Origin of the sequence: Microbacterium sp. CJ77 (assembly GCF_002911615.1) — a bacterium.
Lineage (GTDB): Bacteria > Actinomycetota > Actinomycetes > Actinomycetales > Microbacteriaceae > Microbacterium.
Map to the genome: position 1 here is coordinate 1 of NZ_PQBR01000022.1, position 17,027 is coordinate 17,027.

General features: G+C 65.7%; 18 protein-coding genes. 5 read left to right on the forward strand and 13 right to left on the reverse strand.

The genetic code is table 11. The features are described 5' to 3' along the window. Both C2868_RS11060 and C2868_RS11065 read right to left on the reverse strand, forming a co-directional pair. A partial coding sequence (locus C2868_RS11060) for a transposase (RefSeq protein WP_146048056.1) occupies positions 1–172 on the reverse strand: 172 nt, incomplete at its 3' end. Then, on the reverse strand, positions 165–686 hold the full coding sequence (locus C2868_RS11065) for a ParA family protein (RefSeq protein WP_181003450.1): 522 nt from the start codon (positions 684–686) through the stop codon (positions 165–167). The genes C2868_RS11065 and C2868_RS11060, both read right to left, overlap by 8 nt. 334 nt (positions 687–1,020) lie before the next feature. Here C2868_RS11065 and C2868_RS11075 point away from each other — a divergent pair, with 334 nt between their 5' ends. Both C2868_RS11075 and C2868_RS11080 read left to right on the forward strand, forming a co-directional pair. Continuing rightward, a complete protein-coding gene (locus C2868_RS11075; protein ID WP_258034436.1) occupies positions 1,021–1,611 on the forward strand; it encodes a hypothetical protein in 591 nt (196 codons plus the stop codon). Further along, entirely contained in the window at positions 1,604–2,788 is a 1,185-nt protein-coding gene (locus C2868_RS11080; protein ID WP_103663363.1) for a site-specific integrase, read from the forward strand. Before C2868_RS11075 ends, C2868_RS11080 begins: the two co-directional genes overlap by 8 nt. A gap of 51 nt (positions 2,789–2,839) precedes the next feature. Here C2868_RS11080 and C2868_RS11085 read toward each other — a convergent pair whose 3' ends face one another. After that, complete coding sequence (locus C2868_RS11085; RefSeq protein ID WP_219811475.1) at positions 2,840–3,469, reverse strand: class I SAM-dependent methyltransferase; 630 nt, start codon at positions 3,467–3,469, stop codon at positions 2,840–2,842. A gap of 585 nt (positions 3,470–4,054) precedes the next feature. After that, positions 4,055–4,651: a TetR/AcrR family transcriptional regulator gene (locus C2868_RS11090; protein WP_100812103.1), complete on the reverse strand. Its 597-nt coding sequence runs from the start codon at positions 4,649–4,651 to the stop codon at positions 4,055–4,057. Between the two features lie 82 nt (positions 4,652–4,733). On the opposite strand from C2868_RS11090, the gene C2868_RS11095 reads away from it, so the two are divergent. After that, the gene (locus tag C2868_RS11095) at positions 4,734–5,702 is read left to right on the forward strand and encodes an aldo/keto reductase (protein ID WP_100812104.1); all 969 of its coding nucleotides are present in this window, start codon (positions 4,734–4,736) and stop codon (positions 5,700–5,702) included. A gap of 178 nt (positions 5,703–5,880) precedes the next feature. Here C2868_RS11095 and C2868_RS11100 read toward each other — a convergent pair whose 3' ends face one another. Then, positions 5,881–7,350, reverse strand: coding sequence for a glyceraldehyde-3-phosphate dehydrogenase (locus C2868_RS11100; protein WP_258034437.1), 1,470 nt, complete (start codon positions 7,348–7,350; stop codon positions 5,881–5,883). 527 nt (positions 7,351–7,877) lie between these two features. Between C2868_RS11100 and C2868_RS11105 the strand changes: the two genes are divergently transcribed. Beyond that, the gene (locus tag C2868_RS11105; RefSeq protein WP_100812106.1) at positions 7,878–8,258 is read left to right on the forward strand and encodes a nuclear transport factor 2 family protein; all 381 of its coding nucleotides are present in this window, start codon (positions 7,878–7,880) and stop codon (positions 8,256–8,258) included. A 50-nt stretch (positions 8,259–8,308) separates the two neighbouring features. Here C2868_RS11105 and C2868_RS11110 read toward each other — a convergent pair whose 3' ends face one another. From C2868_RS11110 to C2868_RS11125, 4 genes are all read right to left on the reverse strand, one after another. Continuing rightward, positions 8,309–8,848 (reverse strand): RNA polymerase sigma factor, encoded by a 540-nt coding sequence (locus tag C2868_RS11110; protein WP_100812107.1) that lies wholly within the window; start codon positions 8,846–8,848, stop codon positions 8,309–8,311. Positions 8,849–9,218: 370 nt separating this feature from the next. Then, positions 9,219–9,929, reverse strand: a complete 711-nt coding sequence (locus C2868_RS11115) for an SDR family NAD(P)-dependent oxidoreductase (RefSeq protein ID WP_103663402.1) — start codon at positions 9,927–9,929, stop codon at positions 9,219–9,221. A gap of 89 nt (positions 9,930–10,018) precedes the next feature. After that, on the reverse strand, positions 10,019–10,885 hold the full coding sequence (locus C2868_RS11120) for an NAD(P)-dependent oxidoreductase (RefSeq protein ID WP_103663364.1): 867 nt from the start codon (positions 10,883–10,885) through the stop codon (positions 10,019–10,021). After that, positions 10,882–11,631, reverse strand: coding sequence for a Xaa-Pro peptidase family protein (locus C2868_RS11125; protein ID WP_258034438.1), 750 nt, complete (start codon positions 11,629–11,631; stop codon positions 10,882–10,884). Before C2868_RS11125 ends, C2868_RS11120 begins: the two co-directional genes overlap by 4 nt. Positions 11,632–11,726: 95 nt before the next feature. Here C2868_RS11125 and C2868_RS11130 point away from each other — a divergent pair, with 95 nt between their 5' ends. Further along, complete coding sequence (locus C2868_RS11130; protein ID WP_100812139.1) at positions 11,727–12,041, forward strand: hypothetical protein; 315 nt, start codon at positions 11,727–11,729, stop codon at positions 12,039–12,041. Between the two features lie 10 nt (positions 12,042–12,051). Here the strand turns inward: C2868_RS11130 and C2868_RS11135 are convergent, their stop codons facing one another. The 4 genes from C2868_RS11135 to C2868_RS11150 are packed head-to-tail and all read right to left on the reverse strand — an operon-like array spanning position 12,052 to position 17,021. After that, positions 12,052–12,633, reverse strand: coding sequence for a prepilin peptidase (locus C2868_RS11135; RefSeq protein WP_100812140.1), 582 nt, complete (start codon positions 12,631–12,633; stop codon positions 12,052–12,054). Further along, complete coding sequence (locus C2868_RS11140; RefSeq protein WP_103663366.1) at positions 12,630–15,440, reverse strand: hypothetical protein; 2,811 nt, start codon at positions 15,438–15,440, stop codon at positions 12,630–12,632. The genes C2868_RS11135 and C2868_RS11140 overlap by 4 nt, the downstream gene beginning before the upstream one ends. Positions 15,441–15,468: 28 nt before the next feature. Continuing rightward, positions 15,469–16,416: a hypothetical protein gene (locus C2868_RS17240; RefSeq protein ID WP_146048047.1), complete on the reverse strand. Its 948-nt coding sequence runs from the start codon at positions 16,414–16,416 to the stop codon at positions 15,469–15,471. Beyond that, on the reverse strand, positions 16,410–17,021 hold the full coding sequence (locus C2868_RS11150) for a hypothetical protein (RefSeq protein WP_100812143.1): 612 nt from the start codon (positions 17,019–17,021) through the stop codon (positions 16,410–16,412). The genes C2868_RS17240 and C2868_RS11150 overlap by 7 nt, the downstream gene beginning before the upstream one ends. Positions 17,022–17,027 lie beyond the last annotated feature (6 nt).

A 17,027-nucleotide genomic window follows, 5' to 3' on the forward strand; every position in this document is an offset into this window, starting at 1 on the left:
TGCCGTCCGCAGCCGTGTTCCGGCCCGTCCCGTGCCGCTCCAGCCACAGCCGCAACGTGCCGCGCTCGATCCCGAGATCAGCGGCGATGCCACGCACCGTCGCCCCGGGAGTGGACTCGTACAAGTCCACGGCCTGCCGCCGGAACCCGTCGGAGTAGTTCTTCCTAACCATGATTCTGATCATCTCGCTTCCCCAGCAAAATGCTGGATTCAGCGTGTCCAAGAACTGGGGTCAGGGCCCGTGGATCGATCCGGTTCAACACCACGGCGTGCCGAACATGCCGTGGTTCGATCAGCGTGGTGATCGTCCGAATGGTTGGTTCGACCGCGAGCGGCTCCGGAGTGAGCGGGACGATCGCGAAGTCCACCGCATCCAGGACCGTCTCCAGGGGCTTAGTGCTCTCCAGCGAACCGGGGGTGTCGACCAGGACGAGGTCGTACGTCGCGTGCAGTTCACGCAGCCGGACCAGGACGTTCGGATGTTGCCTGCCCGCGAAATCGAACGGCAGACCGGCGCCAGCGTTGTCAGCCCACCAGACACTGGACTGCTGCGGGTCCACATCCACCACCAGCACCCGAGACCTGCGGGACAGGGTCGCCGCGAGCTGAACGGTAATGGTCGTCTTCCCCACCCCGCCCTTCTGATTCACGACCGCAACGATCCGCAGCGACTGATCAGCGTCCACGTGAGCCTCCCGGAAATGTGTGACTGGCAACCCATAGCGTCAGAGGCTCCAGTGGGTAGACGACGGTGCGGCCGAGTCGGCAGAACGGCGGGCCCTGCCGTCGATGCCGCCAGATCGCGAGCGCGTTCTCCGTCACACCGGGGAGCTGCTCCGCGACCTGCGCGGGCGTGAGATACACCTCGGGAAGCCCGATCGTGGGCCGGTCCGCTGTCATCGCCATCTCTCAACCTCTCCTGCATTTCCACCAGTGGGATTGACAAGAGTGTTGTACTTAGATATTCACTTAGTCAAGGGCTTTTCGTGAATCCGTAGCGCGGTAAGGCAAACTAAGGAGGTGAAGGTCGACGTGAAGACACCCAACGGCGACACCATGACCGCTCTGGCAGCGACGCTGCCCGTCGGGTCCGCGCTACGCATAGCCCCCCAGTTCGTCGCTACAGCTGTGAACGAAGACACCGGGATCGAAACCGCGATCGAAGCGAGATACGTCCCCGGTGCCGGCCGGTACGTGATGACCACCGTCGTCAACCGCGCCGTCGGAGACGACTTCGACGAAACCGCACTGCGCCGGGTCGTGACCCAAGCGATCCTGCAAGCCGCGATCCCGCACTGCATCGCCCTGCAACTGTCTGACTCGGATGACGGAGCGTGGATCACCGTCGCAGATCTCACTGCCAACGACGGACGGGTCATCCCCGAATGGATGGCCGAAGCGGTCGTGAAGCGCGGCATGAAAGCCGAACGCATGGACGTCATCGAGATCCTCTACGGCACCGCAGCCCTCGCCGGGCTACCCCCCGTCAAAGCCGTCCAAGTCGAACTCGGCGTCCCCCACCGCACCGCCGCGGACTGGATCTACAAAGCGCGCGCCGCAGGACGCCTCGAAGGAATGAGCTACACGCCCGGCCGACAGGCGGATGGGTAGCGTCCATCCTTACAAGACCAAAGAGGGCAAGCGGTACCTCGTTCGATATCGCAAACCCGACGGTACGAACGCCGCCAAGCGCGGTTTCCGCACGAAGCGCGAAGCCGAGGAGTACATCGCGACAGTCTCCGTTTCCATCTCAGCCAATCAGTACGTGGACCCGGGCGACGCCCGCATCACGATCGCCGACCTCGGCGCAGACTGGTTGCAAGATCAGGCCGCCGTCATCAAGCCGTCCTCTCTTCACCCTCTTGAGTCGGCATGGCGAGTCCACGTCCAACCACGCTGGGGCGCGGTACAAGTGGGCGCTATCCGACACAGTGATGTGCGGAGTTGGGTAACCGCGTTGACCAAAGACCGCGGCGCAACCACGGTGATTCGCTGTTACGGAATACTGGCCTCGATCCTCGATATCGCGGTACGAGATCGACGAATCGCCGAGAACCCGTCTCGAGGGATTCGGTTGCCGAAGAAGCGCGGCAAGCGGCATATCTATCTGTCTCACACACAGGTCGGCATACTTGCACACTGCTCGATCCATCCGGAGCTGGTTCTTTTCCTCGCCTACACCGGGCTGCGATGGGGCGAGGCTAGCGGTCTTCGCGTCAAGGATGTGGATCTCATCCGGCGGCGGGTTCACGTGCACGAAAACGCCGTCATGGTCAATGGCACGGTCCACACCGGCACACCGAAATCGCATGTAACCCGCTCCGTGCCTTACCCGGACTTTCTCGAGAACATCGTCCGTGCCGCCGTGTTCGGGAAAGGACGAGAGGCCCTTCTGTTTGGAGATGGTCAGTCACACCTCCGCCTACCCAACTCGCAGGACGGATGGTTCGCGGGCGCCGTACGCCGGGCAGCGACACAAGATCCGGATTTTCCGCGAGTGACGCCCCACGACCTGCGCCACACCGCAGCCAGCCTCGCCATCAGCGCGGGCGCGAACGTCAAAGCCGTGCAACGGATGCTCGGCCATGCTTCAGCAGCGATGACACTAGACACCTATGCGGACCTCTTCGACGACGACCTCGACAACGTCGCCGAGGCCTTGAGTAGAGCGCGTCAAGCAACGATCACACTATTAGAGGTGACACAGCCAACTCCGCCAAACCAAATCATGCCTTCATCGACCGCACATGTCTTTCTCCCGCTGAATGGTGGCGGACTGAGCCGATAAGGCGGGACGGTAGCGCCGCTTGCCCACCCACTGCGTTCGCGCGACGGTGGGTCAGACTGCGCGGAGGAGATACTTGGCGAAAATCCCGTCGTCGCCATAGCCGGCTTCCTCGATCGCGAAGCCTGCCTCGGTGAGCATTGGTTCGAGTAGCCACGTGAAGGTGGAGTGCTCGTCTCGGACGTGTTCTTCGAGGTCGGCACGCGTCCATCCGCCTTCCTCGTCCGCGTAGCCGGTCGAGCACCAGTGCTCGATCCGTTCGATCGCACTTTCCAGCGGAAAGTGGTACACGACATCCCACAGGCGGAGGATCCCGCCAGGGCGAAGCATCGCTCGGATGCGCGCAAGCGCGATGGCCTTCCAGAAGTCGGGGAGGTGGTGCAGCGCGTAGCGGGAGTAGACGAGATCGACCGATTCGGACGGGCGCTCGTAAGTTAGGTACCCCGCCTCCACGATATGGAGCGACGAACCTGCGGCTTCCGCTTTCTCACGGAGGACCCTGAGCATCACAGGTGAGGGATCCACGGCCGTCACGTTTTCCCACTGCTCTGCGGCGAGCAGTGCGAACTGCCCCGTTCCGGCTCCGAGATCGACGACATCCGAGCTCCCGGCCGGAAACACCTTCCGCAGGGCTGCGATCTCGCTCGCTGCGCCGGCGTCTTCCTTCGCGTCGTAGTGGGCCACGTGCTCAGGATCGGTGTTCTCTCGACCCAGAGACGTTGTCTCATCCAAGAACCACGTCGGTCGCTGCATGCCGCCCACCATATCGAGTGGTAGCGGCATGGCTTCTAGTCCGCGGCGACGGCGACTATCGGCGACGAGTTAAGGGCGATGAGAACACGTTCGTTCTCATTTCGTTCTCACTTGCTGATTCTGCTAATGACAGAAGCCCCGCGATCCCAGTGTTTCCAAGGGTTCGCGGGGCTTTGACGGTGGCGGTGACGGTGGGATTTGAACCCACGGTAGGGGGGAGGCATCCGATAGCTCCCCGCACTGCGCAGTACAGGTCTGGAACTCCTGGAGATCGTTGGATACTCAAGGAATGTGCTTTGTGCACAACTCGAAGTATATCGGATCAGCATGGAGGATTCCGGGAGTCATGTGATGACACGGTGGTGACCGATCGAAACTCATGACGGCGGATCGTCGTGCGTGCTAGATGTCCACAGCCTAGCTGCAGTCAGGGCGGTCAGCGTAGCAGGGCCAGCAGCGCCGGAGTCATCCTTCCACGCAGCGCTCACCTGCGCACCCAACCAGGAGACGCGGCCCCTAGTAGCGGACGGTGAATGCTGCATCTAGGGCGTCACCGAACGGCACGGCGGCGTTGGTCTCGGTCCACGAGGCAAGGGCTGCGTCTAGGCAGGCGAAGGCGCTGCCGACTAGTGTGCGAGCCTCGAGGTCAACGAAGAGAGGGTCGTCCTCGAGGCGTTCCCTGATTAGAGGTGTGAGCAGGGCGGACCAGGCGAGGTGCTTTTCGAGGTTTCGTGCGCGGAGTGATGCTGCACTGTAGATCACACGCATGGTTCGAAGCCACTTGTCGGGCTGCGCGTCGATTTGCTCCGCGCCATCGCGCATGCCGAGGTGCAGTGCCCGCCAGGGCGTCTGGTCTGCCAGTCGCCGGGCGACGTTGTCCCGGAGCTGGGTGCCTGCGATGACAAGGTCGCCGATCACGGCGTCTTCTTTGCTGGCGTAGTAGCGGAAGTAGCTGCGAACCGAGATACCGACCGCGGTCACGATGTCTTCGATGGTGGTCTGCTCGAACCCCTTCTCATCGAAGAGGATGAGCGCGTGCTCGGCGATGCGTTCGCGCACTGCTTCGCGAGTTATCGCACGCAACCCGCTAGCCGGGGCCGGGGGACGGTTCATGTTCCGAGCATACCGCGCCGTTTGTGTCATGCTGTGTCAGTTTTGACGTAGGGTGTTGTAAGTCTCCAGGAAGGACAACGTGATGAAGAAGCGCACACTCGGTCAGCAGGGACTGACCGTCTCGGAGCTGGGCTACGGCTCAATGGGACTCGTCATGGCCTACGGGCCGACGGATGAGACTGAGGCCACGGCCGCGATCAAGAAGGCACACGAGCTGGGCGTTACTCTCTTCGACACCGCCGAGCTGTACGGGTGGGGAGAGGGCGAGAAGTTCCTCGGCCGCGCCGTGAAGCACTTCCGTGACGAGATCGCCATCGCGACGAAGTTCGGCTTCACCCGCGAGTTCGGTTACGACAGCCGCCCGGAGCACGTCCGTGAAGTCATCGACAACAGCCTGGGGTACCTCGGCGTCGACTACATCGACGTCATATACCAGCACAGAGTGGACCCGAACGTTCCCATCGAGGACGTCGCCGGAGTCGTAAAGGAGTTCATCGATTCCGGCAAGGTCAAGTACTTCGGTCTGAGCGAAGCGGGACCGAACACGATCCGCCGCGCACATGCCGTACAGCCGGTATCCGTCGTGCAGAGTGAATATTCACTCTTCACGCGAGAAGTCGAGACACTGTTCCCCGTTCTCAACGAACTGGGCATCGGGTTCGTTCCGTACTCGCCGCTGGCGCGCGGTTTCCTCACCGGCAGCCTGAAGAAGTCGACCGCGGACTACGACGGCACAGACAGTCGCAACTCCGGCGCAGGCCTTCCGTGGTGGCAGCCGGAAAACTTCGACAAGAACTACGAGATCGTCCAGAGGCTGACAGCGATCGCTGTGGGCAAGGCCGCGACGGTCTCACAGCTCGCGCTTGCCTGGCTCCTCGCGCGGGGTGACTTCATCGTGCCGATTCCAGGAAGCCGCAGCCCGAGGCGGGTCGAAGAGAACCTCGCGGCAGCTAGGCTGAGCCTTACTGCCGATGACTTCGCCGCGATCGAGACTGCGATCGGAGACGGTCCCTACGGCGCCCGTAACAGCGAAGGCGTCCGGTGGGACTGAAGTAGCACAGCGGGCCCGCCGCGATCTTCACAACCTGCCACGAGAGGCCCAGCAAGGAGTGCAGTCTCCGGAGCGACCGGGGTCGCCGTCAATGATCGCACGGGTCCCCCGAGGGCCGACTCTTCCCCGACACTGGCTCACCTCCGTCGACGAGCCGTCGAGGGATGGGCTAGAACCATCAGATGGCCGCCGCCTCGAGGCGGACGTCACGGCGCGTCGGAATGACAATCGGGTGTGTACCGGCCATCCGCTCGAGCACGCGAATCACTTGACATGAATAGCCGTACTCGTTGTCGTACCAGACATAGAGGACAAGATTCACACCGTCGACAATCGTGGCGAGCCCATCGACGATCCCCGCGCGATGCGAACCGACGAAGTCAGTAGAGACAACCTCAGGTGATTCGACGTAGTCAATCTGCTGCCGCAGTTGCGAATGCAGCGATACGCGACGGAGGTAGTCGTTGACGTCGTCCTTCGTCGCCGGACGGTCGAGCGTCAGATTGAGGATCGCGAGCGAAACGTCCGGGGTTGGTACACGAATGGCCGAGCCGGTGAGCTTCCCGGCAAGTTTCGGCAGCGCCTTTGCGACCGCTTCTGCTGCCCCTGTCTCGGTGATGACCATGTTCAGCACCGCGGACCTTCCCCGCCGGTCGCCTTTGTGGAAGTTGTCGGTGAGGTTCTGGTCATTCGTGAATGAGTGCACGGTCTCGACGTGGCCGCGAGCGACCCCGTAGGCCTCGTCGATCGCCTTGAGCACTGGAGTGATCGCGTTCGTTGTGCATGACGCAGCCGACAGCATCCGGTCGGCTGCTGTGATCGTCTCATCGTTGATGCCGTGCACGATGTTCTTTAGCGGCTTCTTCCCAGGCGCGGTCAGCAGCACCCGTGCCACACCCGAACTTCGCAGATGCTGAGCCAGGCCAGACTCATCACGCCAGCGGCCCGTGTTATCAACGACGATCGCGTCGTGGATTCCGTACGCCGTGTAGTCGATCCCAGCCGGGTCATCGGAGTAGATGACTTGGATTCGGGTGCCGTTAGCAATCAGCACGTCGTGTGCGGCGTCTACCGTCACCGAGCCAGCGAATGGCCCGTGGACCGAGTCGCGAGCGAGCAGACTTGCCCGCTTGACGAGATCATTCTCCGACCCGCGACGCACCACGATCGCGCGCAACCGCAGCCCGCGACCGTTTCCCGCGTGGGCGACGAGGATTCGAGCAAGCAGCCGACCAATTCGGCCGAATCCGTAGAGCACCACGTCCGTGCCAGCGACGGGGGGCGCCTCGCGCGGCGCTGCTGCGAGAATGCTGCGCACGTGATCCACGACGTCCGACGCTGCCGCGTCGCGCAACGACGCCGCTAGCCGCGCCACGTCGATCGACGCGGGGCTAGGTGAGATCTTGAGTAGCGCATCGATCACGACCGATGTCTCGGCAAGGGGGAGTTCCTCGTGGCCGAGTTCACGTGCGCGCTCGTGCACCGAAATGACGCCGGCAGCGGACAGATTGATGAGCCGATGCCCGTGAATCGACGTCACCACCCCGTGGTCACGGTACAGGCGGCCGATCCGCGGTATAAGCTGCTCCGCCTGTTCTTCGCGGGCGATCCAGGCATCACGATGCGCATCGTAGGTGGCTGCGGACACGTCTCTCTCCTCAGGCGCACCTTGGATTGAAGCGCCCTCTCCCGTTACGAACGTTGTGTTAAGTGTGAATGCACTTCGTACCAGCTTACGATGCATTCGTGCAACATGGCTAATTATCCCGCTTCGTCCACCGTAGTTCGCTCGACAGGGATCTGCAGCAGGGCGAAGCCTATGGCTGGGACGGCCCTGCACGGCTGAGGGTGTATCCGCGAGCGGAGCCGCAGGTCCAGCATCTCCGGGATCGTTGGTCGACTCCGGCAGGGTTCCCCGCCTGGATCCGCAACGCGATCGACCGAGCAAAGGGACGATGGGTTCGAAGTAGTCTCGACTCGCGGATGCGTTCATGGCCTGCTGCCCGGTGTTTCCCATTCGGCAGGACGCTCCGCATTCCCAGGAACGACTCGTTCTGCTCCCGCCCCTTCCCTCAGCGGCGCGAGTCGACGACCATGTCACAAATCCGGAGCCTGGACGTCTTTCTCTGTGAGGCCGCGCAAGTCGGCGTGGCCATGACACGAAAGAGATCCGTCATGACAACTGCCATCTTCGACCTCGCTGAGCTGCCGCGGGCGTTCGCCGATCGCTTCAATGCCCGTGACTTGGACGGCCTCGTTGCTCTCACCACGCCTGAGACGGTCTTTGTGCCTGCTCCAGGGCAGCCGGTGCAGGGCGCAGATCAAGTGCGGGCTGCACTTGAGAGCTTTCTCGGGATCGACTTGCCGATCTCGCTGACCGTGCGTCACACGTTCGTCGCCGGAGCGACCGGCCTCGCCGTCGCCGATTGGAAGATAGAAGGCACGGGGCCTGACGGCGCGGCGGTGTCGCTGTCGGGCAGCACCGCCGATGTCGCGACCCTTGACGAAGCGAAGGGCTGGCGATACACCATCGACAATCCGTTCGGAACGGCCTGAGCCCGGCCGCTGGGCAGGGGGTGGAGTCCGCTCAACCTCCTGCCCACCGTTCACACGCCCGACTCGCCTCCCTCGGTCCGAAGTTCGGCTCGCAGCATGGAGCGCGCACGCGTCAATCGCTGACGCACCGCTGATGGGTTGATACCGAGCATCGCGGCGGTCTCGGCGGCGCTGCGGCCTTCCATTACTGAGAGCACGAATGGGTCGCGCAACGTGTCAGGCAGATCGTGGATCGCATCCACGGCCTGGCGGAGACGCACACGATCGTCGACCGCGCTGAGGACATCGTGCGCAGCGGAGAGACTGACGGAGAGTTGCTCCTCGGGCCGGCGAGAACGCAGGCGAAACAGGTCGGCCGCCGTTGTACGCGCGATCACGTCGATCCACGCGCACAGTGACTTCGGTTCGGAAGAGGCGACTGTATCCACCGACCGCCACGCACGCAACGCGATCGTCTGGGCCACGTCGTCGGCGTCGTCGGGATGCACACCGAGCGAGATGCTCCGCCGGCGTAGCCTCAGCGGCTCGGCCGTCAGCAGAGCCTCCAAGACCTCGCGGCGAGCAGGAACAGCTGCATTCTGATCAGTCATGCCCGGTGTCAAGCTGCGAGCTGAGGCTCTCTTCATCAGGAGACACGTTCGAGGAGCTGCCGATCGGGAGGAGACATCCATCCGACCCACAGATACCGTCCGCGTCAGCGTTGCCCAGGATCGTCAGTGGGACTTTGGGGTCACTCATCGAATCACTTCCTTCTAGGTCGATCGAACCGACTCGAACAGACCGATGATCGCCTCCGCGGTCTGCGCCCCGATGCGCCGTCGGAACGACCGATAAACGAGTTCCACTCCGTCGCCGTCCGCGCGAATCGGGCGGCCGCCTCGTTCAACACGCTCGTGCACCATCCCGCAGCACATTCGCATCTGGCGCATGGCGACCCATCCGATTGGCCGCTCAACTTGCTCAGGTGAGAAACCACCCTCTGTTGACCGGCAGACTCACTCCTGAGACACCCTGGTTCTCCAACAGGAAGCGCGTCGCGCCCACGACGTCTGCGACCGTAGCCAACTCGCCTCCCGGGGTGCGAGATGTGTAGGTGTCAAGGACGCCCTCGGGTTTCGACGCCCAGAAGGGGCTGTCTCCGATGATCCCGGGATGCAGAGCATTGACCCGAATGGGCGCCAATTCCAACGCGAGAGTGCGAGTGAGCCCGTCAACACCGCCGTTGATGGTCGACACGGTCGTGGACCCCGGGTACGGCAGATCCTTCGCCCCACCACCGAAAAGGACGATCCCCGTCCCGCGGCCTGGGTCAAGGCGGTCAAGAAGCGTATGTACCACTTCAGTGTATCCAACGAGCTTCAGCACCGTGAGCCTGCGGGCGCGTTCGACACTGTATTCACGAACAGAGTTCGAGTCCCTTTCGATCGCTGAGAGCACGAGGCCATGCACCGGGCCCGGGATCGCTCGCAGCGCCTGGGCGATCGTCTCGGGCTCTGAGATGTCGAGAGCGATCCCCGTTGCTCGGCTGCCGATCGAGCGCGCGATCTCCTGGGTTCGAGCCTCGTCGCGTCCCGTGATGACCACCGAATCGCCCCGCGCGGCGACGTCTCGTGCGAGCTCGAGTCCAATGCCCGAAGTCCCGCCCACGATGACGATCGTCTTGTCTGCCACTGCTCCTCCTTCGATTGCCGCGTCAGGCACCACGATGCCGACCCGGACGTGTGTGTGATTGCGTGCTTCGGGGGTTCCGGAGCCCATGACTAGAGGAGATCGCGTCGTGTGACCTCAGCGATGGCGCTCCAGTCGTACTCTGCGAGCTCTGGGTCGGCCAGAGCCCGCTCGAACACGGCGACTAGCGCCGGCATCGTCGCCGGCCTGACACCCCCCGCCTCTGCGACCTCGCGTGCGAGAGCGAGATCCTTGTGGCCCAGGGACATCCTGAATGCTGGTGGGGTGTAGCTGCGTGCAGCAATCTCTGCGCCGTACCCGGAGTACACAACGCCCCCGAAGAGGCTGCTCGTGAGCAGCTCGACGAAGGTGTCGGAGTCCACTCCTTGTCGCTCGACGAGCGTGAGCGACTCGCCGAGGGCCTGGAGCGCGTGGATGATGTTGTAGTTCACGGCGACCTTGACGACATTGGCCATGGACGCCTTTTCCCCCAGCCGCCAGACGCGCTTTCCCAGGTGCTCGAGATAAGGCACCACGGCGTCCACGATGTCGCTCGGTCCCGCCGCAAGGATGTGCAGCTGGCCGGCTGCGGCCACCGGCGGACGCCCAAGCACGGGGGCGGCCACGTATCCGGCCCCATGATCGGCGTAGAGGGTCGCGAGCCGATCTGCGGCCGCCATGCCGATCGAAGCTGAGTTGACATGTATGGACCCGGCCGCCGCAGCCACACCGCCACCGAGGACGGCCTCGGCTGCCTCGTCATTGGCCAGCATGCTGAACGACACTCGGGTAGCGAGCGCCTCTTCCGGGGAGTCCGCGCGGCGGGCGCCGGCGGCCAGGAGCTCTTCCATGGGGCCGCTGGAACGGTTCCATACCAGCACAGTGTGTCCGGCGCCGATCAGACGTCTTGCCATCGCGGTGCCCATGGAACCGAGCCCGAGGAATCCGACGTCAGTCATACCTCTCCTCGCCCCCACGTCGTATTCAGGTGTGACTGGCTGTCACGGTTGAGGTTGAGCGGGCCGTCGATCGTGTAGTACTGACGACCGGCGACGATGAGCTCTTCGGCGGGGAACTTGGTGATGACTTCGCAGCCGTCTGCGGTCACGACGAGCTCTTCCTCGATCCGTGCGGCACCCCAGCCGTCCGCGGACGGCCAATAGGTCTCCAGAGCGAAGACCATGCCCTCCTCGATCGTCTCGGGGTGATCGAGCGAAGTGAGACGCGAGAAGATCGGCTTCTCCCAGATCGACAGGCCGACGCCATGGCCGTACTGCAGCGCGAACGCCGCCATTTCGTCGGCGAAGCCGAACTCCTGCGCCGTCGGCCACACCTTAACGATGTCGGCCGTGGTCGCACCCGGCTTCACCAGAGCGATGGCACGGTCCATGTACTCGCGTGCGCGCGTGTACGCGTCGCGTTGCTTGCTCGACGCGGACCCCACGGCGAAGGTGCGGTAGTAGCAGGTCCGATATCCGTTCCAGCTGTGGAGGATGTCGAAGAAGGCGGGGTCGCCCGGCCGGATGAGCCTGTCGGAGAAGACATGCGGATGCGGCGAGCAACGCTCCCCCGAGATCGCGTTGACCCCCTCGACGTATTCCGATCCGAGGTCGTAGAGCGTCTTCGCGACGACGCCGACGGCCTCGTTCTCACGCACGCCCGGCCGCAGGAAGCGGTGCAGCTCTTCGTAGGCGGCGTCCACCATCGACGCCGCTTGCGTGAGTAGACGGATCTCGTCGGGCGTCTTGACGTACGTGTTCGATCTGCGCGAGACGGCGCCGGACAGGTTCGAGGTGCTGCGTGTCTTCGAGTGAGAAAGTACCGATCGAGCTTCCCGACGGTGTCGGACTGCGGCGCCTGCCGCCGAAGTCTCATCGGTCGCGCAACGCTCCGCCGGAGTGGGACGTGATGCTCGACGGTGCACGCATCGGGTGGATCGAACAGTGGAACGTTCGCAGCGCCAGTTCGACCTTCTACCGGGCGACCGCGGTTCACCCGGGAACCGGCGCACCCATCCCGCTCGAGTCGAGCACAGACCTCGCCGAACGGGTGGAAAAGGTGGTCGCCGCGTGGAAGGACCCGGCGCGCTTCGTCCGCAAGTCGTCCTGGGACTGAGTGGCCGCGTTCACGCGGACAGCGCGGCCACCGTGCACACCGCGGCTGCCACCGCGAGTGCCGGGCCATGCGCCACGGCGCCGGGTCGATGCAGCACGTACACGACGAGCTGATGCATCCCGCTGATCCCCACGGCGACGACCGGGATGAGCATCCACGCGACCCCACCGAGGCCGCCGACCCACAGCCCGAGGGCGCCGGCGAGCTTCACGTCGCCGAACCCGACCGCCCCCAGCAGTCCCAGCACGAAGTACACGGCGGCGAGCACCACGGCTGCCAGCGCAGCACCGCCGAGATGTGTGCGCGCCAGATCGCCGGTCAGCAGCGCGCCGGCGGCCAGCCACCCCACCGCAAGACCGGTCAGGGGCAGCAGCAGCCGGTCCGGGATCTGATGTGTGCGGAGGTCGACGACGCTCACCGCCACGAGAACGATGGCGCCCGCGCCCAGCAGCGCCGCCGTTCCGGCGGGCGGGAGGGCCCGGTCGATCCCGGTGGCAACGGCGCCGACCGCGATCGCAAGTCCGGTCGTGGCGGCCGGGATCAGGCGGTGCGGCGCCGCGGGCGCGACGGCGGGTGGTGCGGGGCGGGTCATGGGTCCGTGACCAGTTCCCGGCGACCCTCATCGATCAGGGACTGAGTCTCGGGCTCGGGTTCGTAGCCCTCGTCGAAGCTGTCCAGATACCGTTCCAGATCGCCGACGATCCGTTCGAACCGGTCGGTGTCGCCCTTGGCCAGGGCACTGAGCATCAGATTGCGCCAGGCGGTCTCGTTGACCGGGTCCACCACGTTGCCGACGGTGGCGGCGAACTGGGCGCGGCCGTGGTCGCGGGCCGCGTAGGCGCGCCGGAACAGCTCGTCCGCGACGTCGCTGATCCGCGCGATCATCTCCTCCAGGTCGAGGTGACACCAGGCCCAGAATCGTTGCTTGATGCCCGCGAACGGCTGCCCCTTGACCAGGCGCAGTGCCGCCCGCAGCCGCTCGGAGCTCGCCGCGGTGATGTCGGTGCCGACGAGGTCCTCGAACTCGCCCCAGTCGCTGCGGATCCCGGTGTGAAGGCGGTACCCGTGGGTGGAGTCGTAGCGAGGAAGATAGTTCTCCACTGTGCCCGTGTCGACGTCCGCATCGGTGGCGCCGAGCCAGTTCCTGGTGTGGTTGGTGAGCTTGCGCATCGACATGGACGCGGCCTGGGGGGCGGCGTTGGGCCAGAACGCCTGGGCGAGTTGGTCGGTGGTCGCGTGCGGGTGCAGGTGCAGGTAGGCGACGAGCTCGACCCCGCGGCCGGGGGCGGGCGCCCGCGGCTCCCCCTCGCGTTCGGGAAGATCGATGCCCACCGGTCCGAGCAGCCGCAGGTATGGGGCATTAGGCTGAGCGCTCGCCTGAGGCGGAGGCTCCTCATCGTCAGGAGGACGTGTCTCCGTGGGGTGGGACGGGTCATCGTCGTCGACAACGGGTGCGGGTCGTCTGGCGGCCGCCGGCGCATCGTGTTCGGAGGTGCGGGGTGGCGCCGCGGCGTCGTTCATCAGGCGGGTCAGGAGGCTGAGGACCTCGTCGCCCACGTGCTGAGGATGCAGTTCAAGGCCGATGGGCTCCAGGGACGCGTGCTCGTCGTCGCGCAGACGCAACTGCGCGCCGTCGAGGAGCGGTTGCCCGGCAATCACCGCGATGCCGGCCTGGTCGCTGTGCGAGACGATGTCGGCAAGCGCGTCCGCTTGCGCGTCGGTGAGCGTGGTGTGGATGATGACGACCTCGGTGGACCATGAGTCGGGAGAGTCGCTGATCCGGGCGTCGGCGATCGACGCGTGACCGGCGTCGGCGAGCGCCCGGCGGACGTCCATGGTGCGCGCGCGCAGGGCCGGCAGCAGCGACTCGGCGTCGTTCAGATACCGGACTCGTCCGGTGTCCACAGCGCGGGCCAGTCCGTGGTGCGCGCCCACGACCGTGACGCGCAGGTCGTCAGACCACTGCGCGGTGGAAAGCTCCAGCGTCATCGACGTGAGCGCGGCGGCGACCTGGGCGGGGTCGCCGTGAACCTGGAGGGTCCGCCAGTGCTCGAGGTCGATCAGGATGTGCGCGCCGACGGGGTCCTGGCCCAGCAGCAGCAGCGACGGATAGGGGTTCACCGCGCCGGGCGCAAGATCGGCCGCGGCGGCGGGGTAGGTCCAGACCAGGTCGTCGTCGCTGGCGGATTCGAAGGGTGCCGGCAGTCGGACCGGGTCGGCCAGGAAGAATGTGGGGCCGGTGGTGTCGAGCCGGATCGCGTACAGGGCGGGCAGGGCCGTGCCGGTGCTGGCCGCCCAGGCGCCGAGGGCTCGTGCGGCTCGATCGACGTCGGCGATGCCCGCTTCGTCGCTGGCGTCGCGCAGCTGGCGTTCCAGCTGGTGGGTTTGCTCGTCGGGGAGCCGGAGACGTTCCCCGCTCCGGCGACGTCGACGCTGGTGCACCCGCAACGCCACAAGCACGGTCAAGAGCCCGGCGGCGAGCAGCCCGGAGATGCCTCCTGCGGTGCGCACCACGGCGGCGAGGTCGCTGTCCTCGTCGCCGCCGTCCGTGTCGGTGGCGGTGTCGGCGACCGTGTGCGGAGCCTGAGCGACTTCCGGATCCGCGGTCGGCGTGGGGTGGTCGATGCCCGGCCCCGGAAGTGCCTGCCGGTCGGGCTCAGGAGGGGTGGGCGTTGCGTGGTCATCCGCGGGCGGGGCTGCCGGCTCCGGCGTGGCGACGGGAGCGCTGCGGGGCTGCGGGATGTGGACGGTCCAGCCGGGCAGAATCAGGTCGGGGTCGGTCAGGCGTCTTCCGCCGGGCTGTTCGATGTGGGTGGATGCCTCGAAGATCTCCGGATACCGTTCGCCGGCACCGAGCTCTTCGGCGGCGATGTCCCAGAGCGTGTCGCCGGGCACGATCGTCCGCTCCAGGAACTCATGTTCCGTGGTGACGGGCTGTTCGGGTCGGGATGCCGCGGGTATCTCAGTGGGCTGCGAGATGTCGGCCGCCGGAACAGCACTGGTCATCGCGGGCGGTCCGGTGGATGCCGCGGAGGCAGGCGTGGCGGTGGCGCCGAAGATGACCAGGATGGCGGCGACGAGCGCGGATGCGGCCGCTTGCTGCATCCGGAAGGCCGCCGGGGCGGGGCGCGGGGTGGCGCCGCGGCGGGCGTGGTGGATCGCGGTGGGGATGGCGGCGAAGAGGGGAACGGTGAAGAACGCCCAGGCGCCCCACCCGATCAGCGGAAGAACCGTGCCGAGGAAGAAGCGGCCGCCGAAGTCGGGGACGGTCATCGCCTCGCTGAGTGTCTCCCAGGAGGGCAGGGGGTTCCCGGCCAGTGCCAGCAGGACGGCGGGGGCGCCGATGATGAGGACGGCCGCGGCCAGTACCGAGGCGATGCTTGCGAGGATGCGTCTCATTTCCGCGTGCCGTTCTCTCGGATTCTTGTCAACGGTTGGGAACGTTGACGGACTGGAGTTCCTGGATCTCGAGGGGGACCGTGCTCTCCGCGGTGAGCGGGATGGTTCCACTCTGTCCGCCTCCGACCCAATCGACATCCCATTGGCTGCGTGCAACGACGGAGTAGTAGCCGCCGGGTTGCTGTCTGCTCGTGAGCGCATAGGAGTGACCGCAGTCGGGGGAGGCGCCCAGGCCCCGCGCCTCGTCATAGGGGGTCCCCGGTCCTGCGCAGGCGACTGTGGCACCGTCGCCCATGACCCACACCACGCCGGTCACACGGGCCGTGACGGTGACCGTTTGGCCTCCGAGGGTGGCGGTGACGGTGTAGGGACCCCAGTTCTGCGCGGTGCGGTTCTGTGCCCACAGCCAGATCGGGATGCCGACGTGCCCGCGCCGGTGCCCCCACTCGGCGTTCACGTCGGGTGCCATGCCGATGTCGATGCCGTGGAAGGTCATGGTTTGGACGATCCGCGCGGCGGCCTGGCCAGGCGTGAGCTCCAACCCTGGTGGAGGCTGTGTGAGCCAGTGACCAGTGGCGACGACGAACCCGGCGCCTGGCGCGTATGGCGTGCACAGATACCAGGCTCCCGTCGGGTCAGCACCAGGTGGTGGCGGGTGCTCGCCGAGGACGGCCGGATCGCGCAGCTCCCAGTAGCACTGGCTCGCGTTGCTCCAGTGCCCGTGCTCGGACACGCACGGCACCTCCACGTACCCGCTGCCGACATCCGCCAGGCATTGCGCTGGCCCCGGCGTCACCCCCGTGTGCGGGTCGGGTGCCGGATCCGTGGGTGGCCGATCCAGCTGGATCGTACAGGCCAGGGCGATCGCGTCGCAGTGGGGTTCCTGCACGTCCGCGTGGGCCGGCAGCGGTGCGAGTGCCGCCAGCAGAGTGAGCATGGTCAGCAGGACAATCCAGTTGCGGTGACGTCTCAGCATGGCTCTGGCTCAGCGGGAGATGGAGTGTCGAACACGATCCAGGACTGTGTCGTGGGCCGGTAGACCAGGACGGGCTGGAAGCGCACACGGCGAACATCAGCGACCGGAACAGGGCCGCCGTCCGCGTACAGGAGCTCGACTTGGCTGGAGTCGTAGCATCCACCGAGGGTGACGGTTCCGAACGGGATGGAGGCGCCGTCGACGACGGCTTCGGATGCCTGTCCGGATGATGTTTCGAAGCGGAACTGCCCCTCGGCGTGGATGCCCTGCGCTGCCAGCTGAGAGGCCTCGTCGCGCAGCCGGCTCTCGGCGGCTCCGCCGACCAGGGCGGCGAGGTCGTGCTGTCCGGACGGGTCGGCGTACACGGCGGAGCGCAGCTGCATGTACCGGCCGATCGTGTCGACCGCGTGCGCGATCGCGTCGTCGGCGGTGGAGGGCGGACCGACCGTGTCGGGGGTGGCTATCGGGGTGGCGGATGGCGAAGGGGACGGCGTGTTCACGGAGGGCGACGGGTCGGGGGTAGGCGGCACCGTCGGTGCACAGCCGGCGAGAAGGACGACGCTCAGGCCCAGCGCGGCGAGCGTGGTCGGTCGAAGGATGGTCATCGGTGC